Raw genomic sequence first — 22,307 nt, forward strand, 5'->3', positions numbered from 1 at the left:
AGGAGAGGACTCATGCCCCCGTACGAGGCCAATTGTGGTCTTGTCGCCCAAACCCACCGCAACCGCACGCCGGTCGGAGGACAGTCGATGGGGTGAACGGCATCTCCGAGACCCCCTCCGTCGCCGATCTGGCCGAGGGGGATCACCCCGGTTGGGCATCGCGTGAAGTGACCGAATCCCACGCGGCCCGCCGTTATCGCGAGACGTTCGAGAGCTCGGACGTCGGCCCGATCGACGATCCGAGGACGGTGGTGGCCGAGGCGGTCGACGCGAAGGCGACCGTGGTGCGTAATGCGCTCGAGGAACTGGGCGACGAGCACGCGCTCAACGCGCTCGAGGCGGTGCTCGACCTGGCCTCGCTGGAGCGCGAACTGATCGAGGACGGTGCCCGCCGGCGCACGTTCGCGCTACTGCAGGTGCAGGAAGCGCTCAGCAAGCTGCGGGTCGTCGACGACGTGGCGACGATCGTCGACCGCGCGCCGCGCGAACTGGTCGAGTCGTGCGGCTTCGACCGCGCCGTGCTGTTCCGCGTGCACGAAGGCCGGATGATGATGGAGTCGGCGTACTTCGGTGATGACAGTGACGGTGCGGAGAAGATGGTGGCCTTCGCGCAGTCGGTGGCGCCGCCACTGAACCACATGCTGCTCGAGACGGAGATGATCCGCCGCCATGCCCCCGCGATCGTGCGTGATGCCCGCAACGACCCGCGCGTGAACCGTCCCATCGTCGACTTCTCGATGACGCACTCCTATGTGGCCGCGCCCGTGATGCCGACGGGAAAGGTGATCGGGTTCCTACACGCCGACCGGCTCTACTCGGGCCGCCTGGTCGACGAGATCGACCGGGACACGGTGTGGGCGTTCGCAGAAGGATTCGGCTACGCCTACGAACGCACGGTCCTGCTGGAGAGGACCCGCCGTCAGCACGCCGAGGTCCGGCGCGCGTTGAACTTCGCCGATGAAGCCGTGCGCGCGCTGCAGGACGCCGATCTGGATCTACGCAAGATCGAACCGGTCGAACGCAGTCCGGCCGCTCAGTCGTTGGCGGAGGTCCAGACCCGCGTGCTGTCTATTCTCACGCGCCGCGAGGTCGAAGTGCTCCGACTGATGGCTGCCGGCCGCACGAACCAACAAATCGCCGACGAACTCGTGATCTCCGCGGGCACAGTGAAATCCCATGTCAAGCGAGTTCTGCGAAAGCTGAACGCCACCAACCGGGCCGAGGCCGCGTCGGCCTACGTGCGATTGGCCAGTGTCCCGGCCAAGAGCTAGCGCGGACTCATCCCCGCTGCGCGGTAGGCATCGTCGATGAGGGCCATGTTCGCGACCGCATCGGCATTGTTCAGCGGCAGCGGTGCGCCGTGCAGGACATGGGCGGCAAACGCTTCGAGCTGATAGGTGTAACTCGCGCGTCGACCGAGGTGCTCGACCGTCGTTCCGGTGTCCGTGCGGATGGTGATCCTGTCGTCCTCCGCCGGTTTGATGAAGTTGTGCGCGAAGGCATCTCCGCGGGTGCCGATCACCTTCAGGGTGAAGAAGTGCTCGCCGGCGACCATCGAGTTGGTGGACAACCCCGTCACGCCGGAGTCGAACTCGACATCGACGTCGCACCAGGCATCCACGTCGACATCGGTCGGGTCGCGATGCCCGGCCGTTGCCCGCACGATGGTCGGCGTCCCGAACCGGCGCAGGAGATGCAGTCCGTAACATCCGAGATCCATCAGGGCGCCGCCGGCCAGCTCCAGTGACCACCGCGGGTCGTCGGGCTGTGGTGCGGGCATACCCATTCGGACCTCGATGCGCCTGAGTTCGCCCAGGGTGCCGTCGTCGGCCAACTCGAGGCAACGTCGGGTGACGGGATGGAAGAGATAGTGAAATCCCTCCATCACCGTCACGCCGGCGGAATCAGCCGCGTCCGCAACACGCTGCGCCTCGTCGCGGTCGCGCGCGAACGGTTTCTCGGTCAACACCGGTTTGCCCGCCGCCACCGCGGCGAGGTTCCACGGCGCGTGCAGCGAGTTGGCCAACGGGTTGTAGACGACGTCGACTTCCGGGTCGCTCACCACGTCCTGATACGACGAAAGCACTCGTTCCACGCCGTACTTCTCGGCGAACACGGTGGCGCGCTGCGGGTCACGGGCCGCCACCGCAACCAGTCGGTGGCCCAGTTCCCGGGCGGGGACGACGATCGCGGACTCGGCGATGCGGGAGGCGCCGAGCACCCCGATCCGCAGGCGCTCGCTCACACTCCTACCGTGCGGCACACGTCCTGCAGGAACGCCACACTGGCGCGGACATCGCGGATGGGACCCTCGTCTGTGGGTTCACCATCGAGGATGGTGTCCTGCTCCATGACGAACCAGCCGTCGTAACCGTTGGTGCGCAACGCCGTAACCAGGCCGGCGATGTCCACATCACCGCTGCCCAGCGGTGTGTAGATCCCCGCCCGAACGGCTTCGGTGTACGTCATCTCGCCGGCCTGCACCCGCGCGGCCATCGCGGCGTCGACATCCTTGAGGTGGGCGTGGGCGATCCTGCTCGGCACATCGCGCGCCAACTGGACCGGGTCCGTCCCGCCGATCAGCAGATGCCCGGTGTCCAGGCACAGCTGGATCGACGAGCCGTCCAGCACGCGCTGCACCTCGGTGTGATTCTCCACCATCGTGCCGACGTGTGGATGCAGCACGGCGAGAATGCCGCGCTCGGCGGCGATCTCGGAGAGCCGGTCCAGGTTGCCGAGCAGGGTCGACCACTGGGCGTCGTCGAGCGTCGGGCGCGAGTCGTATCCCTCCGACCCGGTCGCTGCGGCGAGTACCAGGACGTCGGCGCGGCCCGCCACCAACGCGTCCAGTGGCCCAGCGATGTCGGTGGCCGGATCGTGCGCGGCGTCGTGCAGGACCGTCGGCACGAACGATCCGACACAGCTCAACCCGTAGGAATCCAGCAGTGCGGTCATCTCTTCGGGCTCCGACGGCAGGAATCCCTGCGGGCCCGTTTCGGTGGCTGACAGGCCGACGTCGCGCATCTCGGCGAGCACCAGTTCCGGCGGCAACTGATGGCCCCAGCCCGGCACCTCGCATACGCCCCACGAGATCGGTGCACCTGCGAACTTCACTTTTTTACCTCCTCGATGCGCACCGGGACACCCCGGCGCAGGGATTCCGTGGCAGCCTCCGCCATCCACGCGACCTCGACCGCATCGGCAACGGTCGCGCCTCGAACTGGGCCGCCCTCAACGACTTTCACGAACTCACTCAGCTCGGTGCGGAACGCCTCGGTGAACCGGTCCATGAAGAAGTGGTGGGGCTGGCCGCTCGGGAAATCATTCGCGGGATCGCCGTTGCGCACCGGAACGCCCTGATCCCAGCCGGCGACGACGGTGTCGTCGAACCCGTGTACCTCCAACCGGCAGTCGTAGCCGCGGCCGTTGTAGCGCGCGGCCGACACCACGCCGAGCGCACCGCCGTCGAAGCGCACCACGATGGCAGCGGTGTCGACATCGCCGTACTCGGTGAACAACGGATCGCCCTGCACGCTGCCCGTCGCATAGACCTCGACGGCCTCCTGTCCGGTGACCCAGCGCAGCACGTCGAAATCATGAACCGCGCAGTCGCGGAAGATGCCGCCGGAGCCCTTGATGTAGTCCATCGGCGGGGGTGCCGGGTCCATCGTGGTGCTGCGCACCGTGTGCAACGCGCCCAGCGAGCCGCCGTCGACGGCGCGCTTGACGGCCGCGAACGCCGTGTCGTACCGGCGTTGGTACCCCACCTGGACCGGAACGCCTGAGCGAGCGATGATGTCAGCCACCCGGGCACTTTCGGCTGCGGTTGATGCGATCGGCTTCTCACAGAACGTGGGCAGGCCGCGCTCGACGGCGGCCAGGGTCAGCTCCGCGTGCGCCGGTGTGGCCGCCGCGACCACCACCCCGTCGATGCCCGAGGACAGCAGCTTCTCCACCGAGTCAACCGGTGTGGCACCGTATTTCGCCGCCACCTCCTTGACGACATCCAGGCGTTCGTCGGTGATCACCAGGCCGGACAGTTCCGGCATGTTGCTCAGCGTCTCGGTGTGGAAGGCACCGATCCGCCCGAGCCCGATGAGGCCGAGAGTGGTCATGGGTTTCTCCGTTCGTTCTGATCGCGAAGTGCGATGTCGAGGTCTTCATCAGTGAGCCTGTTGGTCAGTGCGTCGAGCACGATGTCCACCTGACTGGGCGGTACCAGGCTGCCGATCGGCTGATCGCTGTCCAGGTTGGTGGGGAATGCGTAGCCCTCGGCGGTGGCGACCACCACGTTCTCGAGGTCGCGGTGCGGCCGGCCGGCGGCCGCCATGGCGCGCAGCGCCGGATAGACCGCCCGCACCATCGCCGTGCGGTCCAGCGCCTCCATCGCCCGCCCGAACGGCGACGAGATCTGCATCAGGTTCGCGATGCGACGGATGTCGGACGAGACGTTGGAGCCCGCACCGTGATAGAGCGCCGGGTTGAAGAACACGGCGTCACCCTTGCTCAACGGCAACTGGACGTGGTGGTCGGCGAAGTAGTCGACGAACTCGGGACGGTTGAAGGCGACATACCCGCCGGCGAAACGCTGGGAGTGCGGCAGCAGCATCGTCGGGCCGGTCTCGGTCGGCATGTCGCAGTGGGCCACCGCGCCCTGAAGCGTCAGCACCGGAGATGTCCGGTGAAGATGCGCGGGGTAGGAGGCGAGGTGCTCGTCGGGGACGAAGCCGAGGTGATAGTCCCGATGCGGAACTTGTGCTTTGCCACCGGGATTGACGACATTTACCTGTGAGGTCACCTGGTAGCGCGGGCCGAGCCAGGCCTGGCAGACCACGGCGAGCGTGTCGTTGGCGTAGTAGTCGGCGAACACCTGCGGGTCGTGCAGGGCCAGTTTCTGGGCGGCGTTCCAGATCCGGTCGTTGGCGCCGGGCTTGCCGAAGTGGTCGCCGGCGGCCACCCCGGCTTCGCGCTGCGCCTCGATGATCGCGAAGAACGCTGCGCTGGCACGGTCGACGATGTCGGCGTCGAACGCTTCGGTGAAGACCACGACACCGGGACCGTCGGCGAGTGCGTGGATCAGTTCGGACTGCAGCGCGCGCCGATCTGCGCGTGCCGCGGATTGCGCGGAGTAGACAAGAACGTTGCTGCGAACGCCCTCGGCGAGGGGATAGTCGGCGAGGTCGGTGTCGCATTCGGCTTGAGCGCGGAACTGATCGAGATCGCAGTCGGACTCGCTGATCCACGGCGACGATGCGGTGTTCACAGGTGCGGCCATGGCAGTTAGTCTTGCTGTGATCGAGGCCGCAATCAACCGCATCAATCCATCAAAAACACCTCAGGAAGTTCGGCATGTCGCACCGCTACAAGGTTCGTGAGATCGCCCAGCAGGCGGGTCTGAGCGAAGCGACCGTCGATCGGGTGCTGCACCACCGGCCCGGGGTGCGGGAGAACACTGTCGCCGAGGTGAATCAGGCGATCGCCGACCTGGACAAACAGCGCGCCCAACTGCGCCTGAACGGGCGTCGCTATCTCATCGACATCGTCATGCAGACCCCGCAGCGGTTCTCCGACGCGTTCCGCGCCGCGGTCGAAGCCGAACTGCCCGCGTTCGCCCCGGCGATGCTGCGGGCCCGGTTCCATCTGTGGGAGTCCGGCTCGACCGAGCAGATGGTCGAGGCACTCAGCCGGATCCGGGGCAGCCACGGGGTGGTGCTCAAGGCACAGGATCAGCCCGAGGTGGCCGACGCGGTCGACCGCCTCACCGAAGCCGGCGTCCCGGTCGTGACGTACGCGACCGACGTGCCGACGAGCTCGCGCTGCGGCTATGTCGGCATCGACAACCATGGCGCCGGCGTGACGGCTGCCTATCTGGTGGACCAGTGGCTGGGGCGGGCACCGTCCGACGTGCTGATCACCCTCAGCCGCACGGTGTTCCGTGGTGAGGGCGAGCGTGAAGTCGGTTTCCGGTCGGCGCTGCGCAGTTCGGGCCGCGCCGTCGTCGAGGTCAGTGGCAGCGACGGGATCGACGCGACCAACGAGCGCCTGGTGCTCGACGCCCTCGAGCGCCACCCCGCGGTGGAGGCGGTCTACTCCGTCGGCGGCGGGAACGTGGCCACTGTCGCCGCGTTCGAGAAACTGGGTCGCCCGTGCAGAGTGTTCATAGCCCATGACCTCGACGCCGACAACCGGCGGCTGCTCCGGGAGGGCCGCATCTCGGTGGTGCTGCACAACGATCTTCGCGCCGACGCCCGGCTCGCGTTGAGGCTGATCCTCCAGGAGCGCGGCGCGCTTCCGGTGGAGCCCGCCCGGCCGGCTCCCATCCAGGTCGTCACCCCCTTCAACGTGCCCGTCTGAGCGGTGAATCGTCGAAACCCGGCGATGCCGGATACCATTTCGCCCCAACGGTGTCGAAAACGCGCCGACGTAGACCAGGAAACGATCGGTGCCACAAGTGTTCGTCGAGGGTGTGACCGTGCTGGGCAACCTGGCCATCGATGTGATCAACGGTGCGCCCAGGAGCCCCGGCGGCTGCGCGTCGTTCGCCGGCGTGGCGCTGGAAGCGTCCGGAGGTGCCGGTCGGATCGTGGCCATGGGCGCCGAGCAGGACCACGCACTGTTCGATGCGCTGCTCGAACGCTTCGGTGACATCGTCCGTGTTCTGCCCTCGAACGCCACGAGTGCGTTCCGCCTGGACTACGACGACGTCGACCATCGCCACATGTCAGTGGACGCGATCGGCCCATCCTGGAGTGCGGCCGACGTCGAGGCCGCCGATCCGCAGACCACCTGGGTGCACCTGGCGCCGCTGCTGCGCACCGACTTCCCGGCGGAGACGCTGGCCCTGCTGTCCGCCCGCGGCCATCACATCGCCTACGACGGGCAGGGGCTGGTTCGAGCCGATCGACTGGGACCGCTGGTCGAGGACCGTCACTTCCCGGCCGACCTGTTGACCCACCTCGATGTTCTGAAGCTGGCGGAGGACGAAGCGGTCGTCGTCGCGGACGGACCCTTCGACGCGGCGGTGGCCGAGCGACTCGGCGTGCCGGAGATCGTGGTGACCTACGGCTCGGAGGGCTGCCACATCTACACCGAGGCCGGCATCACCCGCGTTCCCGCCGCGTGGCGCGTGCTCGATGTGCAGACCACCGGCGCCGGGGACATGTTCACGGCCTGTTACGTGGCCGGCCGCGCGGCGGGCGCCGATCCACGGCAGGCAGCCGAACTGGCGAGTGAGCTCGTCGCCGGAGAACTCGAGAAGCGACGCCAGGTCCGACCGGAGCCACTCTCGGCCGACCTGGCTCCGGGTAGGTAGCAGGGGTCTCCTCGGGTGCTAGCTGCCAGCTACTGACGAGTAACCCGAGTCTTAGAGAATGGCATTCTCCAAAACGTGACGAAAACCACAAATTTGTCTTACGTAGCCGGGCTGCGCGCGCCTGAACTCGCCTTTTGGTCCTTCTTTACCTGCTGGTAACCGCAGCGTCCCGGTCAGGTCAGCCTAAGAGAAGTGCAATAATCGGTACTCCCAGTGACAGAAACATTGGGTGGAACTCGGTTCGATGGCCCGCCGTGCTCTCGCATCTCCGAACTGCGAGCGGAAACGGCGCGGCGTGACTAGATCTGAAAGGCAGGGTCGTGGGTCAAAACGGCACAGTCAATGGCGACAGCGCCGCGACGGAATCCGCCCCGCGGCAGAAGCTCGAAAAGGTTGTCATCCGATTCGCCGGGGACTCCGGAGACGGCATGCAGCTCACGGGTGACCGGTTCACCACCGAAGCCGCGCTTTTCGGCAATGACCTTGCCACGCAACCGAATTACCCCGCCGAGATCCGGGCGCCACAGGGCACGCTGCCTGGCGTCTCGTCCTTCCAGATCCAGATCGCCGATTTTGACATCCTGACCGCGGGCGACCGGCCCGACGTTCTCGTGGCGATGAACCCCGCCGCACTCAAGGCCAACGTCTCCGATCTGCCCCCCGGCGGCCTGATCATCGCCAACTCCGACGAGTTCACCAAGCGCAACCTCGCGAAGGTCGGCTACGACGCCAACCCGCTGGAGGGCGACGAGCTGTCCGACTACGTCGTGCAGGCGGTCGCGATGACGACGCTGACCCTCGGTGCGGTCGAGGCGATCGGTGCGACCAAGAAAGACGGCCAGCGCGCCAAGAACATGTTCGCGCTCGGCCTGCTGTCGTGGATGTACGGCCGCGAGCTCGAGCACAGTGAAGTGTTCATCCGGGAGAAGTTCGCCCGCAAGCCCGATGTCGCCGAGGCGAACGTGCTCGCGCTGAAGGCCGGCTGGAACTACGGCGAGACCACCGAGGCGTTCGCCACCACCTACGAGGTGGCGCCGGCGAAGCTCAAGACCGGTGAATACCGGCAGATCTCCGGTAACACCGCTCTGTCCTACGGACTGGTGGCCGCGGGGCATCTCGGTGACATCCAGCTGGTCCTCGGCACCTACCCGATCACGCCGGCATCCGACATCCTCCACGAGCTGTCGAAGTACAAGCACTTCAACGTGTTGACCTTCCAGGCCGAAGACGAGATCGCCGGCATCGGCGCTGCGATCGGCGCGTCCTACGGCGGCTCGCTGGGGATCACCAGTACATCGGGGCCCGGCATCTCGCTGAAGTCGGAGGCGATCGGTCTCGCCGTGATGACCGAGTTGCCGCTCATCGTCATCGACGTGCAGCGCGGCGGGCCGTCGACCGGTCTGCCCACCAAGACCGAGCAGGCCGACCTGCTGCAGGTGTTGTACGGACGCAACGGCGAATCTCCGGTTGCGGTGATTGCCCCACGATCGCCCTCGGACTGCTTCGACGTCGCCGTCGAGGCCGCGCGTATTGCGATCAAGTACCACACACCGGTGGTCATCCTGTCCGACGGCGCCATCGCCAACGGCTCCGAGCCGTGGCAGATCCCCGACGTGAGCTCGTATCCGGCGATCAATCACACCTTCGCCAAGTCCGGCGAACCGTTCGCACCGTACGCCCGCGACCCCGAGACCCTGGCCCGCCAGTTCGCAATCCCGGGCACCCCGGGTCTTGAGCACCGCATCGGTGGGCTCGAAGCCGCCAACGGCTCGGGCAACATCTCCTACGAGCCCAAGAACCACGACCTGATGGTCCGCTTGCGCCAGGAGAAGGTGCAGGGCATCGCGGTGCCCGACCTCGAGGTCGACGACCCCAGCGGTGAGGCCGAACTTCTGCTGATCGGCTGGGGCAGCAGTTACGGCCCCATCGGCGAGGCCTGCCGGCGGGCGCGCCGCAAGGGCATCAATGTCGCCCACGCGCAGCTACGCAATCTCAATCCGTTCCCGGCTAATCTGGGCGAGGTGCTGAACAAGTACTCCACCGTGGTCCTGCCCGAGATGAACCTCGGCCAGCTGGCTCTGTTGCTGCGCGGGAAGTTCCTCGTCGACATCCAGTCGGTGACCAAGGTGGAGGGCATGGCGTTCCTGGCCGACGAAGTGGAGAGCATCATCGATTCCGCGCTGGACGGAACACTGGGCGAGAAGGAACTCGAGAAGGCCAAGTTCGCCCGGTTGGCCGCGGCCACCATCGACGACAATGCTGTGGGAGCGAGCGCATGACTGACCTGATAGGAAGCGATCTGGGTCTGAGCCCGGCTGGGCTGACCAAGACCAGCCTGGTTCCGACGACGGACCAGCCGCAGAAGTCGAAGGACTTCACCAGCGACCAGGAGGTCCGTTGGTGCCCGGGGTGCGGTGACTACGTCATCCTCAACACCATCCGCAACTTTCTGCCGGAACTGGGGCTGCGTCGCGAGAACATCGCCTTCGTCAGCGGCATCGGCTGCTCGAGCCGGTTCCCGTACTACCTGGAGACCTACGGCTTCCACTCCATTCACGGTCGCGCGCCGACCATCGCGACCGGCCTCGCTCTGGCGCGTGAGGACCTGTCCGTATGGGTGGTCACCGGTGACGGCGACGCACTGTCGATCGGTGGCAACCACCTGATCCACGCGCTGCGACGCAACATCAACCTGACGATCCTGCTGTTCAACAACCGGATCTACGGCCTGACCAAGGGGCAGTATTCACCCACGTCCGAGGTCGGCAAGGTCACCAAGTCCACCCCGATGGGATCGCTGGACTACCCGTTCAACCCGGTGTCGTTGGCCCTGGGCGCCGAAGCGACGTTCGTCGGCCGCGCTCTGGACTCCGACCGCAAGGGTCTGAGCGAGGTGTTGCGGGGTGCCGCCGCGCATCGCGGCGCCGCACTCGTGGAGATCATGCAGGACTGCCCGATCTTCAACGACGGTTCGTTCGACGCACTGCGCAAGGAAGGTGCCGAGGAGCGGCTGATCAACCTCAGCCACGGCGAGCCGATCACGTTCGGCGCCGACGGCGAGTACTGCGTGGTCAAGTCCGGATTCGGGCTCGAGGTCGCCAAGACCGCCGACGTGTCGGCCGATGAGATCGTCGTCCATGACGCCCAGCTCGAGGATCCGGCGTATGCGTTCGCGCTGTCGCGGCTGTCCGAGCAGAATCTCGACCACATGGTGATGGGCATCTTCCGGCAGGTGAGCAGGCCGACGTACGACGACGCCGCTCGGCAACAGCTCGTCACCGCGCGGGAAGCCAAGGCGCACGACACGGATGCGTTGCAGTCGCTGCTTCGTGGCAAGGACACGTGGACCGTCGCCTGATTGCGCTAACGTCTGCGGTGTGACGCCGTCCCTGCCGTTGGCCGCTGTGGTGCTGGCGGGCGGCGCGTCCCGGCGGATGGGCCGGGACAAGGCCACGGTGGTCATCGACACACCAGACGGTCCGACGACGCTGGTCGAACGAACGGTGTCGACGGTCGTCGGCCGGTGTGCGCCCGTTTTTGTCATCGCTGCTCCCGGTCAGGCGCTTCCCGATCTGCCGGCGTCCGTTCTGCGCGACGAGGTCCGCGGGGTCGGACCGCTGCTGGCGACCGGTCGCGGGCTGCGGGCAGCCGCCGAGGCAGGGGTCGAGCACGCCTTCGTCTGTGCTGTGGACATGCCGGAGCTGACCACCGAGCTGATCGAGACCCTGACCGGACCCGCCGGACGACTCGGAGTCGACGTCGTCCTGCCCTGGGACGGCCGAGACCACTATCTCGCCGGCATCTACCGCACCGCGCTGCACGCCACCATCGCCGACCTCGTGCACTCCGGTGCCCGAAGCATGCGCGCGCTGGTGGACACCGTCGACACCCAGCGGATCGTGATGCCCGAGCAAGCGGCTCTGGCGAACGTCAACACACCCGCCGAACTCGAAGCCGTCATACCGCCACGTTTGACCTAGCAAACTCAGTGAATGGCTGATATTGAGTTAGAACAGCTAGCGAAACAATTCGGTGCAGCCAATTATTCAAATACATTTCGTGATAAACGACGTTATCTGAGCGCGCTCTTTCCGGATATCGCCCGTTATGTCCCTGAGATAGTCTGATGCCCAGTGGTTTTGAGGGCCGCCCATCTCGAAAAGCAGCCAATTCGAACACTCTTCGCGCCTCGGGTGCCTGAATGACCAGGTGGCGATCGACTGCCGTGGTGCGATAGGCATCCCTCGGGGGAGTCGGACAATCGGTTCGCCACTGGCCTTGGCAGGTTGCCAACCGAAAGTGTTTGTCCGACAACGACTGTGAGTGTCTCGGCCGTTGGAAGTTCGCGGTATCGGGAGCGGGGGCGCAGCCATGCGCAACTGAGGTGAGCCGCTGGAAGCGTTCTCCTGCAGCGTTTTTGACGACCGTCGCAGCTGTCGACCAAGCGGCGGGCTCAGCGAAGGCGAACTCCCCTGAACCTGTGACTCCGGGCGCCGAACCGGCCCAGAATCGCAGTGTGGACGCTCATTTCGCCGCGGTGCGGCACTGCCGACTCCGTCGGGGGTGTCCCAGCTCACAAAGGACCCGTGATTTGGCTCACGCTCATCGCTGTGGGCTGGGATTTCGGCGGTGGCTCAAAACCCGCTGCTGACCTGCGTGGACGGCGCCGGCGATGGGTCGTGATCATTCCGTGATCTGTTCGCGACACGTTCTACACCGATATGACATCAGGCGAACGGGTTTGTACGGTCCCAATCAGCTTCAAACGAAGCAAATAATTCAAAACCCACGAAACCTGTGTGCGTGGGGTCTGCGGGAGGCCGATCGGTCTCCGGCGGTCGTCGGGTGCAGAACCCGGCGAGGTGTATTGCCGCCTCCCCTGTCGTGTCCGACCGAAACGGGACGACCCAACCATCCGGCCTGAGTTCAGGCAGTGCCCGCGTATCCGCGCGGGCGGCGTTGGCGTGCGCTTGGCGAAAGGATCGAAGTTGAAGAACATCCGGAAGACGCTCGGTTTGGCCTCCATCGCCGGAGCACTCGCAGTAGCGCCGATGGTCCTGGCGACCGGTACCGCCAACGCGGACAGCGTCAACTGGGATGCCGTGGCTGCCTGCGAGTCGGGCGGCAACTGGTCGATCAACACCGGTAACGGTTACTACGGCGGCCTGCAGTTCGCGATGGGCACCTGGCAGTCCCACGGTGGCAACGGGTCGCCCCACAACGCCAGCCGCGAGGAGCAGATCCGAGTGGCGGAGAACGTGCTGCAGACGCAGGGCATCGGCGCATGGCCGACCTGCGGTGGACGCGGCTAGAACACCCAGACGCACCCGACAGAGGCGGGGCCGGCAGATGCCGGCACCGCCTCTGCGTGTCTGGGACCGCTCTCGCCCCGCGTCTCTCAGGAGTCTCTTACGTCAGATAAGCAACTACTAAAACTTTCGCACCCTCCGTAACAGGTGATGTGGGTCACCCGACAGACCGGATAACCGCAGCGGAGAGCGCACCACCACTTCACTCGCGGGCCTTGAGTCACAACGGTCGGGGAAGGACCGCAGAGATGAACATTCGTAAGGTTGTCACCAAAGGCCTGATGGCCACCGCGATCTCCGGAGCGCTCGCCGTCGTGCCGATGGCACTCGACGGCGGCACCGCCACCGCGCATGCCGACACCGTCAACTGGGACGCGATCGCGCAGTGCGAATCGGGCGGGAACTGGTCGATCAACACCGGCAACGGCCACTACGGCGGCCTGCAGTTCAAGCCGGCCACCTGGGCCTCCAACGGCGGGGTGGGCAGCCCGGCGACCGCATCACGCTCCGAGCAGATCCGCGTCGCCGAGAACGTGCTGCGGACCCAGGGGATCAAGGCGTGGCCGAAGTGCGGCGCCAAGGGCATGGCTGCTCAGGTGTGGGGCAACGCGCCCGCCGCACCTGCCACACCGGCCACGGTTCCCGCGAAGGCGACGGGGTGCGCAGCGATGCCCACCTCGGTCTTCGGCGGAATCCTCGACCTGCGCAAGATGTGCACCGCGCTGACGACGCCCCGCGCGGCGCGCTGACGGGTTGCCGACTCAGCCGGCGGCGTCCGCCGCAGTGGGCAGCACGAATGCCGAGGTGGCTGCGATCGAGGCCAGGTGTGACGTCACCACGCGCTCCGGGATCAGACCGCTGGCCCGACTCGCGGCACCGCTGAGGAACGATGGCCGCAGGTTGACGAGCCTGCCGATCATCGCCGATTCCGCCACCAGCGGGCGGACCCGTCGTCGACGGAACTCACCGAAGCGATCGAAGGCGGTGGACAGGTCGGGCGACAGTTCGACGAAACGGGCCAGAATCGCGGCGTCCTCGAGTCCCTGGCAGCCACCCTGCCCGAGGTGAGGACGCATCGGATGGGCGGCGTCCCCGACGATCACCGCGGGTCCCCGGGACCATCGCCGGGGTTGCGCTCGGTCGTACAGGTCGTTGCGCAACAGATCGGCCGGGTCGGTCGAGGCGATCAACTGCGGTATCGGATCAGCCCAGGTCGCGAGCCGTGCCATGAGGTAGGCGTGCTCGCCCCCTGGGGCAACACTTCCTTCCCGGGCGCGTTCGGTGGCGAACCAGTAGGTGTGATCGGGGCCCAGCGGCACGTGTCCCACTTCGGCACCCGCTGCCATGGTCTCGCCGGCCAGGGCGGGGTCGAGTGAATATGCGGCGACTCCCCGCCAGGCGGTGTATCCGACGTACCGGCTGGACAGCGGGCCGTTGAGGGTGCGCGCCACCATGGAGTTGACGCCGTCGGCGCCGACCACTGCGTCGACGTCTCTGACCTTCCCGTCGGCCTGGGTGATCCGAACGGCGGAATCGGCGAGGACCAGTCCGGTCGCGGTGGTCCCGGTTTCGACGCTGCCGGCGGGCAGCGCACCGCGCAGGATGTCGGTCAACGTGGACCGACGCACCACCACCAGGGGTTCGCCGAGTGCATCGACGATGCGCTGGGCCGACGGACGGCGAAGCGATGTGCCGTCGCGCCAGCGGATCGCCCCGCCCGTCACCCGGCCACCGGCGCTTCGCACCGCGTCGCCCAGTCCGATCTCGTCGAGCGCGGCCAGTGCGTTGGGCCAGATGCTGATGCCCGCACCCGTCGCGGTGTCGGTGCGCTGTTCGATCACCGTCACGTCGAGGCCGGTGCCGCGCAGGGCGACCGCGGTGGCCAAACCGGCGATGCCGGCGCCGATCACGGCGATGTGCGCGGACATGGGCAGACCCTATCCGGCGCTCACCGGTCATCCGGGCTCCGGCGGGGCACTCGTCAAACAGACGAGACAGCCAAGTCACATCGGCGAAACGCGAGGCTGGTTTCCTGAAGGGTAACCATGTCAACCACAGGTGTACCCCGGAAGGTTTCATGAGACCTGCCCTCGAGCTGACCAGCGTGCCCACCTGGGCGACCGCCCCCGCCCGCCCCGCTGCCGACTCCTCCGGCCGATCCTGGACTGTCATCGGCTTCGGAGCTGCCGGGTCCGAGATCGCCCGGGCGTGGAGCGCCGAGCTCACCGCCGCCGGCCGATCCGCAGTGCGGCTGCACGAGATCGACGCGATCGATGGTGATGAGCAGGCGCGGGCCGCCCTGGTCGCCGACCTCGCCGAAGCGCGGGTCGGATGGCGACTGATGATGGCCGGCCCGGCCCACACGTGCCTGAGACTGCGCGCCGCGGCCGTGCAGCTGGATGTCGCCGACGACGAGATCACGGTGGCGTCGACCGACGTGGACACCCGCGCCGTGCAGTGTGTGCACTGCCGAACGATCACCTGCGCCCCCGTCGAACTCGAGGACGTGGTGCCGTGCCGCGGGTGCGGACGCAACCTGCTGGTCCACTACCACGTATCCCGCCGGCTGGGCGCGCACCTCGGCTACATGGTCGACGCCGAGCAGCAGGTGGCCCGGTGAGCACGGACGGCACCCTCAAACTGGTCGTCACCCGAATCGACGACACGATCGAGGGTATCCGCACGGTGACGCTCGCCCGTCCCGACGGCGAAGCCCTGCCGTCGTTCACCCCCGGCAGCCACATCGTCGTCGAATGTGGTGGATCCGGTCGGAACGCCAACGCGTATTCACTGACAGGCGAGGCGATCACGCCCGACGAGTACGTGATCTCGGTACTGCGATGTGATGACGGATCCGGCGGCTCGCGCTGGATCCACGACGAGCTGGCGGCGGGTGACACCGTGGTCACCCGCCTGCCTCGAAGTGCGTTCGCCCCCGTGCTGCGCGCCCGCAGGCATCTGATGGTCGCCGCGGGAATCGGGATCACCCCGATTGTGTCGCATCTGCGGGCTGCGCGTCTGTGGGGGAGGGACACCCGGGTGCTCTACATCCATCGTGCCGGCCGCGATACCTCCGTCGACACGGTGCGCGCGCTGGCCGGGCACGCCTCGATCCACACCCGCCGCGACGAATTCCTCGCCGAGCTGTCGACGAGCCTGGCCGACCAACCGTTCGGCGCACACCTCTACATCTGTGGACCCAGTCTGTTCATCGCCGCCGTCGAAGCGGCCGCCACCGAGCTGGGCTGGCCGGGGAGCCGGATCCATGTGGAGCACTTCGGATCTGACGCACTCGATCCCGGAGAACCGTTCGCCGTCCACGTCACTTCCACCGGTGAGGAGTTCACCGTCGAGTCCGGGGTGTCACTGCTGGAAGCGCTCGAGAGCCGCGGGTACGACGTGGCCAGCCTGTGCCGACGCGGGGTGTGCGGTGAGTGCCGGATCCCGGTGGCACGCGGGGCCATCACGCACCGCGACCTGTTCCTGAATGACGCCGAGAAGCACGCGGGGGATTCGTTGATGGCCTGCGTGTCCCGCGCCGACGGCCAGACCCTGGAGTTGACCCTGTGATTGGAGAAGCGACGTGAGCGTAGAACACCTGTTGTCGGCACCGGACCTGATCGAGACGTTCCCGTTCCCGTTCGCCGCCGACACCTACCGGTACTCCACCAACGTCGAGCCGGCGGGTTCGGCAGTTCATACCCCGGCCGGGCGCTGGGGAGAGCGGGTTGTCGACATCGACAGCGAGTACGAGCACGAAATCGCCGAGCGCGCCGCTGTTCTCGCCGCGGACCCGACCCGGTACGCGGTGCTGCCTCATATGAGGCCCGCGTGCTGGGACACGATGTTGACGTTGATGCAGGAGATGGCGGCCGCATATCCGGAGACCATGTCGTTGCAGCGGCGTGACGCCGGATGGCATTGGCGCAACGACAGACTCGGTGTGTCGCAGGATTTTGTGATCGGCGACGAGGCGACCTTGCCCGCCGAACCACTGGCCTACATCGCCGGCCAGGTGCAGGAGGACATCGTCCTGCTCGACCAGCGTGACGGCGACCTCTTCGGTGACGCCGGTGTGGTGACCTTCGCCGCGGACTGGTCCTTCGGGTTCGACGTCGGGATGACGTTCCTGGAGATCCACGGCCCGGTTCCGCGACTCCGCGCGTCGGGTGTCATCACCCGTGCACGCGAGTTCCTGATGCGACTGCAGCCCGGTGAGACCTACCGGCGCACCAATTGGACGCTGACCATCGGTCGTCGCCTTGACATCTCGACGGAGCGCTATCACGAATGGGGCCCTGACCGAACCATGATCCAGTCCGCGTCCGACGACGACTTCGGGCGTCTCGTTCACCTGAGGGTCGAGGTTCAGCACCTCATCCGGTTGCCCGAATCCGGGGCGATCTGCTTTCTGATCCGCTCCTACATGCTGCCGTTGGCCGACGTCGCGACCGTCGAACCGTGGCGCGAGCGGGCGGCCACCGTGCTTGCCGAGTTACCGGACGACATGGCCGACTACAAGGGCATCATCGCCTACCGCGATCATGCGGTGCGCTGGTTGCGCAACGCAGGCTGAGCAGACGACGAAGTCGCACGGATCCGAATGGATCCGTGCGACTTCGTCTCTGCCTGCGTGAGTGTCAGTACGCCGGCGGTTCGCCTTCCGCGACCGGCCCCTTCTCGACCGGGGTGTGGTCGATGATCGCCTTGTACGCGTGGTTCTCGTGCTGGATCATCCGGACGAAGAATCCGACGAAGAGCACCACCGCGAGGATGAAGAACAACCACGTGCCGAAGCTGTTGCCGCCGAAGGTGAATACCACGCCGGGCACGTCATAGCTGTCGATCGGACTGAACATTTATTTCACCTCCTCACCGAGGACGAGCACTGCTGTGCCGCTGCTGGCACGCATCTCGGTCACCGGGATTCCCTCGGGGTAGGGCGTGGCCGGCACCTCGGAGAGGTCCAGGCCCTGCAACTCGACCTCGGGCGGAATCCGCAGCAGGCCGGCCTTCTTCAGGCCCAGCGACAGCAGGTACGCGGGGAAGAACCCCAGAGCGGCGAAGGTGACCGCACCGATCAGCTGACCCCAGAACGAGATCGACGGGTTGCCGTCGGTGTTGGGGTAGCCGGCGAGGAAGATGCCCGCCATGATCAGCGAGTAGAAGCCCATTCCGCCGTGCACGGCGACCGCGCCCACCACGTCGTCGATCTTCATCTTGTCGAGCAGCTTGCCGATGAACGGGATCAGGCCGCCGCCCACCAACGCGATGACGAACGTCAGTGCCGGATGGTAGAGATCCATTCCCGCTGCGACGGCGATGACACCCGCGAGCCCGCCGGAGATCGTCCAGAAAGGCTCACCGCGGGAGGTCAGGTAGGCGCCGATGATGCCGCCGGCCAGACCCATCAACGTGTTGAAGGCGAAGGCGCTCAACGTCGTCGGGCTTCCGTAGATCGTGGCGTAGCCGCCCGGACCGTAGATGACACAGCCCATCAGGAAGCCGAAGAACCCGGTGAAGATCAGGAACAGTCCGACCATCGTCAACGGCAGGTTGTGCGGTCGGATGGTCACCGCTGTGCCGTCGGGCAGGAACCGGCCGATCCGCGGCCCCAGGTTGATCAGGATGCCCAGCGCGGCGAAGCCCGCGATCATGTGCACACAACCGGCCGCACCGACGTCGTGGAAACCGAGTTCGGTCAGCATCCAGCCGGCGCCGTGCCACCCCCATGACGCACCGATGATCCACACCACCGAGCCGACGAACACGGTCAGGACCAGGAAGCCGCTGGTGCGGATGCGTTCGAGCACCGCCCCGGACATGATCGAACCGGTGGTCGCCGCGAAAAGGGCGAACGCGCCCCAGAAGATGCCGCTGGCGGGATCGTCGGTATTCGGGCCCATGTTGTCGCTCCACGGCAGGGCTGCCTTGGCCGCGTCGTTGAACTCGATGAATCCGGTGGGCATCGCGTTGTACAGGAACCAGCCGACGAAGAAGAACGACGCCACGATCGTGGCGAAGGCCAGCAGGTTCTTCATCGCCGTTGCCAGAACGTTCTTCGAGCGCGACGCGCCGATCTCGTAGGCGAGGAAGCCTGCGTGGATGAGCATCATCAAGGCGATGGACATCCAGTAGAAGAACTCGTTGTTGACTGCGGCCATGGACGCAATCGCGTCCTCGACTTCGGGTGTCAAGGGGGGACCTCCGCCGGGATAAGGGGGCTAGGGAATGGCTTTTCGGACCACTGCGTTTATCCGCAGTGTTCGCGAGGTACTGACGGTGTACGAGGCTTGACGCTAACTGTGTGAATGTGTCCCACCTGTCAAGGCGAGTTAATTCCACGTGAAGTCATGCCGTGGCGTGTGTTACGAAATCCGTATGTCTTCTGCTCCCAGCGCCCGGGATTGCCCGACGCCGTTCGGCGATCTCGACACATTCCTGGCCCTACCCAGGGTTTCTGGGCTTGCGGTGTCCCACGACGGATCTCGCATCGTCACCACGGTGAGCGAACTCGACCACAAGAGAACCGAGTTCGTCAGCTCGCTGTGGGAACTCGATCCAGCCGGACGACAGCCTGCGCGCCGGATCACCCACGGCGCCGCGGGGGAGTCGGCGCCGGAGTTCACGGCCGACGGCGATCTGCTCTTCCTGGCCGCCCGGCCCAACGACGAGGACGACAAACCGCCGAAGTCGCTGTGGCGGCTTCCCGCCGCCGGAGGTGAAGCCCACGAGGCCGTGGCGTTCCCCGGTGGTGTCGGCGCCGTGGTGTCAGCCGCTGCGGCGGACACCACCGTGGTCTCCTCGTCGCGGCTTCCGTCGGCCACCGACGTCGACGAGGATCGTCGACTGAGGAGCGTGCGCAAGGACAGCAAGGTGTCGGCGGTGCTGCACGCGGGCTACCCGGTCCGGTACTGGGACCACGACCTGGGCCCCGACCTCACGCACCTGTTCGGCGCCGACGGCCGCGACCTCACACCCGACCCCGGCCCGGCGCTGCGCGAGGCGCACTTCGATCTGAGCCGCGACGGCACCTTCGTGGTAACGACGTGGCAGGTCCCGGTGCCCGGCGCGGCCGTTCGCAGCGTCCTGGTGCGGATCGACGTCGCCACGGCGGACCGATCGGTCATCGCCGACGATCCCGACGCCGATCTGGGGCACCCGGCCATCTCGCCCGATGGGCGGTCGGTGGCGTTCACCCGCGAGACCATCTCCACACCCCGGCAGGCGCCGCGAATCACGCTGTGCATCATGCATTTCGGCGCGGACCCTGTGGAACTGACCGGAGAGTGGGACAGATGGCCGAATTCGGTGACGTGGTCTGCCGACGGTTCGTCGCTGATCGTGACTGCCGACGACCACGGCCGAGGTCCCGTTTCTGCCGTCGACCCCCGGTCGGGCGCCGTGCACCCGATCGTCTCCGACGACTTCACCTACTCCGATGTGCGCACCGCGCCCGGCGGCGTGCTGTTCGCGCTTCGCAGTTCCTACGCGACACCACAGCATCCCGTGCGTATCGATGCCGACGGATCAGTGACCGTGCTGCCGTGTGTGCCGCTACCCGACCTGCCCGGCACGCTGACCGAGGTGACCGCGACCGCCGATGACGGTCAGGCTGTCCGGTCCTGGCTGGCGCTTCCGCACGGCTGCGACGACGACGCGCCTGCTCCACTGCTTCTGTGGGTCCACGGCGGCCCGCTGGCGAGTTGGAACGCGTGGCACTGGCGGTGGAATCCGTGGCTGATGGTCGCCCAGGGATATGCGGTGCTGCTTCCCGACCCGGCCCTGTCGACCGGCTACGGCCAGCACTTCATTCAACGGGGCTGGGGCGCATGGGGATTCGCGCCGTACTCCGATCTGATGGCGGCGACCGACGCCGCGTGCGCGCACCCGGGGGTCGACCAGACCCGCACCGCGGTGATGGGCGGCTCTTTCGGCGGGTACATGGCCAATTGGATCGCCGGGCACACCGACCGCTTCGCCGCGATCGTCACCCACGCGAGCCTGTGGGCGCTGGACCAGTTCGGCCCTACCACCGACGGTGCCTACTGGTGGGCCAGGGAGATGACCCCGGAGATGGCGGCGGCGAACTCACCGCACCGGTTCGTCACCGAGATCGCCACACCCATGCTCGTCATCCACGGCGACAAGGACTATCGGGTGCCGATCGGCGAGGCGCTGAGATTGTGGTACGAGCTGCTGAGCCGGTCGGCTCTGCCCGCCGCCGACGACGGTTCCACCGCGCATCGCTTCCTGTACTTCCCGTCCGAGAACCACTGGGTGCTCAGTCCGCAGCACGCCAAGATCTGGTATCAGGTGGTGAGCGCCTTCCTGTCCCGGCACGTGCTCGGAAGGGACGTCGAACTGCCCGACACGCTCGGGTAGCGTCGGGATTCATGAACGCACCCGAACGCGAGTACGACATCGTCCTGTACGGCGCCACCGGGTTCGTCGGCAAGCTCACCGCCGAGTATCTCGCCGCTGCGGGTGGCAGCGCGCGCATCGCCCTCGCCGGTCGGTCCACCGACCGATTGCTGGCAGTGCGCGACTCGCTCGGCGAGGCCGCGCAGGCCTGGCCGCTGATCGCCGCCGACGCGTCGCAGCCGTCGACACTGAACGCGATGGCGGCCAGCACCCGGGTCGTGATCAGCACGGTCGGGCCCTACCTGCGCTACGGCCTTCCCCTGGTCGCGGCGTGTGCGGCCGCCGGCACCGACTACGCCGACCTGACCGGCGAACCGCTGTTCGTCCGCGAATGCATCGACCTGCACCACAAGCAGGCCGCCGACACCGGTGCGCGCATCGTGCACGCGTGCGGGTTCGACTCCATCCCTTCGGATCTGACCGTGTTCGCACTGCACCGCCGGGCCGAACAGGACGGTGCCGGACAGCTCGGTGACACCAACTATGTGGTCCGGCGTTTCGCCGGCGGACTCTCCGGCGGCACGATCGCGTCGATGACGAACCTGTTCCGGGAGGCCTCCAAAGATCCCGAGGCGCGCCGACTGCTCAACGACCCGTACACACTGACACCCGACCGCTCCGCGGAACCCGAACTCGGCGGCCAACCCGACGCCCGGTGGCGACGCGGCCGCGACATCGCCCCCGAACTCGACGGTTACTGGGTCGGTGCGTTCGCGATGGCGCTTCCCAACACCCGCATCGTCCGGCGCAGCAATGCGCTGCTCGACTACGCCTACGGCAAGCGGTTCGAGTACGCCGAGCAGATGAGCCTGGGCAGATCGGTGGTCGCGCCGCTGGCCGCGGCGATGGCGACCGGGGGCAACGTCGCAACGATCGCACTCGGCGGCCGATTCCTCGACCGGGTGCCGGAACGTCTGCTCGAGCGGGTCCTGCCCAAGGCCGGTAGCGGGCCCAGCGAGCAGGCCCGGGAGCAGGGGCATTACACCGTCGAGACCTACACGACCACGACGACGGGTGCACGCTACATGGCCCGGATGTCGCAGCGGGGCGACCCGGGCTACAAGGCGACCTCGGTGCTGCTGGGGGAGAGCGGTCTGGCGCTCGCGATGGACCGCGACACGCTCTCCGATCTGCACGGAGTGCTGACGCCCGCTGCGGCGATGGGTGACGCGCTGCTCGCCCGGTTCCCCGCGGCGGGGGTGTCGCTGGACGTGTCGGCGCTGGCCTGACCGAACGCCCGCCACGGCACGCGATCGGGTTTA

Annotated in this window: 19 protein-coding genes and 2 pseudogenes; 14 read left to right on the forward strand and 7 right to left on the reverse strand. The window is 67.0% G+C overall.

Going from position 1 to position 22,307, the window contains the following annotated elements:
• The first annotated feature begins 92 nt into the window (after positions 1 to 92).
• On the forward strand, positions 93 to 1,271 hold the full coding sequence (locus ABDC78_RS26940; protein WP_178356926.1) for a LuxR C-terminal-related transcriptional regulator: 1,179 nt from the start codon (positions 93 to 95) through the stop codon (positions 1,269 to 1,271).
• Here ABDC78_RS26940 and ABDC78_RS26945 read toward each other — a convergent pair.
• The 4 genes from ABDC78_RS26945 to ABDC78_RS26960 are packed head-to-tail and all read right to left on the reverse strand — an operon-like array spanning position 1,268 to position 5,275.
• Positions 1,268 to 2,245: a Gfo/Idh/MocA family oxidoreductase gene (locus ABDC78_RS26945; protein ID WP_178356925.1), complete on the reverse strand. Its 978-nt coding sequence runs from the start codon at positions 2,243 to 2,245 to the stop codon at positions 1,268 to 1,270. The genes ABDC78_RS26940 and ABDC78_RS26945 overlap by 4 nt on opposite strands.
• Positions 2,242 to 3,114, reverse strand: a complete 873-nt coding sequence (locus ABDC78_RS26950; RefSeq protein ID WP_347133243.1) for a sugar phosphate isomerase/epimerase — start codon at positions 3,112 to 3,114, stop codon at positions 2,242 to 2,244. Before ABDC78_RS26950 ends, ABDC78_RS26945 begins: the two co-directional genes overlap by 4 nt.
• A complete protein-coding gene (locus tag ABDC78_RS26955) occupies positions 3,111 to 4,115 on the reverse strand; it encodes a Gfo/Idh/MocA family oxidoreductase (RefSeq protein WP_178356924.1) in 1,005 nt (334 codons plus the stop codon). Before ABDC78_RS26955 ends, ABDC78_RS26950 begins: the two co-directional genes overlap by 4 nt.
• Positions 4,112 to 5,275: a phytanoyl-CoA dioxygenase family protein gene (locus ABDC78_RS26960; protein ID WP_178356923.1), complete on the reverse strand. Its 1,164-nt coding sequence runs from the start codon at positions 5,273 to 5,275 to the stop codon at positions 4,112 to 4,114. The genes ABDC78_RS26955 and ABDC78_RS26960 overlap by 4 nt, the downstream gene beginning before the upstream one ends.
• Positions 5,276 to 5,349: 74 nt before the next feature.
• On the opposite strand from ABDC78_RS26960, the gene ABDC78_RS26965 reads away from it, so the two are divergent.
• The 8 genes and pseudogenes from ABDC78_RS26965 to ABDC78_RS27000 all read left to right on the forward strand — a co-directional run.
• Entirely contained in the window at positions 5,350 to 6,354 is a 1,005-nt protein-coding gene (locus ABDC78_RS26965) for a LacI family DNA-binding transcriptional regulator (RefSeq protein WP_178356922.1), read from the forward strand.
• Positions 6,355 to 6,466: 112 nt separating this feature from the next.
• Entirely contained in the window at positions 6,467 to 7,312 is an 846-nt protein-coding gene (locus ABDC78_RS26970) for a PfkB family carbohydrate kinase (protein WP_178357211.1), read from the forward strand.
• 320 nt (positions 7,313 to 7,632) lie between these two features.
• Entirely contained in the window at positions 7,633 to 9,591 is a 1,959-nt protein-coding gene (locus ABDC78_RS26975; RefSeq protein ID WP_178356921.1) for a 2-oxoacid:acceptor oxidoreductase subunit alpha, read from the forward strand.
• The gene (locus ABDC78_RS26980) at positions 9,588 to 10,670 is read left to right on the forward strand and encodes a 2-oxoacid:ferredoxin oxidoreductase subunit beta (protein ID WP_178356920.1); all 1,083 of its coding nucleotides are present in this window, start codon (positions 9,588 to 9,590) and stop codon (positions 10,668 to 10,670) included. The genes ABDC78_RS26975 and ABDC78_RS26980 overlap by 4 nt, the downstream gene beginning before the upstream one ends.
• A 19-nt stretch (positions 10,671 to 10,689) precedes the next feature.
• Positions 10,690 to 11,292, forward strand: coding sequence for a molybdenum cofactor guanylyltransferase (gene mobA / locus ABDC78_RS26985; RefSeq protein ID WP_347133244.1), 603 nt, complete (start codon positions 10,690 to 10,692; stop codon positions 11,290 to 11,292).
• A 12-nt stretch (positions 11,293 to 11,304) separates the two neighbouring features.
• Complete coding sequence (locus ABDC78_RS26990) at positions 11,305 to 11,439, forward strand: hypothetical protein (RefSeq protein ID WP_256735832.1); 135 nt, start codon at positions 11,305 to 11,307, stop codon at positions 11,437 to 11,439.
• A 957-nt stretch (positions 11,440 to 12,396) separates the two neighbouring features.
• A pseudogene (locus ABDC78_RS26995) lies at positions 12,397 to 12,624 on the forward strand (transglycosylase family protein); the annotation flags it as partial.
• A 350-nt stretch (positions 12,625 to 12,974) separates the two neighbouring features.
• Positions 12,975 to 13,205, forward strand: a pseudogene (locus ABDC78_RS27000) (transglycosylase family protein); the annotation flags it as partial.
• A gap of 177 nt (positions 13,206 to 13,382) precedes the next feature.
• On the opposite strand, the gene ABDC78_RS27005 reads toward ABDC78_RS27000, so the two are convergent.
• A complete protein-coding gene (locus tag ABDC78_RS27005) occupies positions 13,383 to 14,549 on the reverse strand; it encodes an FAD-dependent oxidoreductase (RefSeq protein ID WP_178356917.1) in 1,167 nt (388 codons plus the stop codon).
• A 149-nt stretch (positions 14,550 to 14,698) separates the two neighbouring features.
• Here ABDC78_RS27005 and ABDC78_RS27010 point away from each other — a divergent pair, with 149 nt between their 5' ends.
• Genes ABDC78_RS27010 through ABDC78_RS27020 form a run of 3 tightly spaced genes read left to right on the forward strand, consistent with a single transcriptional unit; the run spans position 14,699 to position 17,197 of the window.
• The gene (locus ABDC78_RS27010) at positions 14,699 to 15,241 is read left to right on the forward strand and encodes a dimethylamine monooxygenase subunit DmmA family protein (RefSeq protein WP_178356916.1); all 543 of its coding nucleotides are present in this window, start codon (positions 14,699 to 14,701) and stop codon (positions 15,239 to 15,241) included.
• Complete coding sequence (locus tag ABDC78_RS27015) at positions 15,238 to 16,191, forward strand: PDR/VanB family oxidoreductase (protein ID WP_347133245.1); 954 nt, start codon at positions 15,238 to 15,240, stop codon at positions 16,189 to 16,191. Before ABDC78_RS27010 ends, ABDC78_RS27015 begins: the two co-directional genes overlap by 4 nt.
• A 28-nt stretch (positions 16,192 to 16,219) precedes the next feature.
• Positions 16,220 to 17,197 (forward strand): DUF3445 domain-containing protein, encoded by a 978-nt coding sequence (locus ABDC78_RS27020; RefSeq protein ID WP_178357208.1) that lies wholly within the window; start codon positions 16,220 to 16,222, stop codon positions 17,195 to 17,197.
• Positions 17,198 to 17,261: 64 nt separating this feature from the next.
• Here the strand turns inward: ABDC78_RS27020 and ABDC78_RS27025 are convergent, their stop codons facing one another.
• Both ABDC78_RS27025 and ABDC78_RS27030 read right to left on the reverse strand, forming a co-directional pair.
• Positions 17,262 to 17,480, reverse strand: coding sequence for a hypothetical protein (locus ABDC78_RS27025; RefSeq protein WP_178356915.1), 219 nt, complete (start codon positions 17,478 to 17,480; stop codon positions 17,262 to 17,264).
• Positions 17,481 to 18,818 carry an ammonium transporter gene (locus ABDC78_RS27030; RefSeq protein WP_178356914.1) on the reverse strand — a complete coding sequence of 446 codons (1,338 nt, stop codon included), beginning with the start codon at positions 18,816 to 18,818 and terminating at the stop codon, positions 17,481 to 17,483. It lies immediately after the preceding gene.
• Positions 18,819 to 19,002: 184 nt separating this feature from the next.
• On the opposite strand from ABDC78_RS27030, the gene ABDC78_RS27035 reads away from it, so the two are divergent.
• On the forward strand, positions 19,003 to 21,006 hold the full coding sequence (locus ABDC78_RS27035) for a prolyl oligopeptidase family serine peptidase (protein WP_178356913.1): 2,004 nt from the start codon (positions 19,003 to 19,005) through the stop codon (positions 21,004 to 21,006).
• 11 nt (positions 21,007 to 21,017) lie between these two features.
• On the forward strand, positions 21,018 to 22,274 hold the full coding sequence (locus ABDC78_RS27040) for a saccharopine dehydrogenase NADP-binding domain-containing protein (RefSeq protein ID WP_178356912.1): 1,257 nt from the start codon (positions 21,018 to 21,020) through the stop codon (positions 22,272 to 22,274).
• The last annotated feature ends 33 nt before the right edge of the window (positions 22,275 to 22,307 follow it).

Source organism: Mycobacterium sp. DL (genome assembly GCF_039729195.1).
GTDB classification, from domain to species: domain Bacteria; phylum Actinomycetota; class Actinomycetes; order Mycobacteriales; family Mycobacteriaceae; genus Mycobacterium; species Mycobacterium hippocampi_A.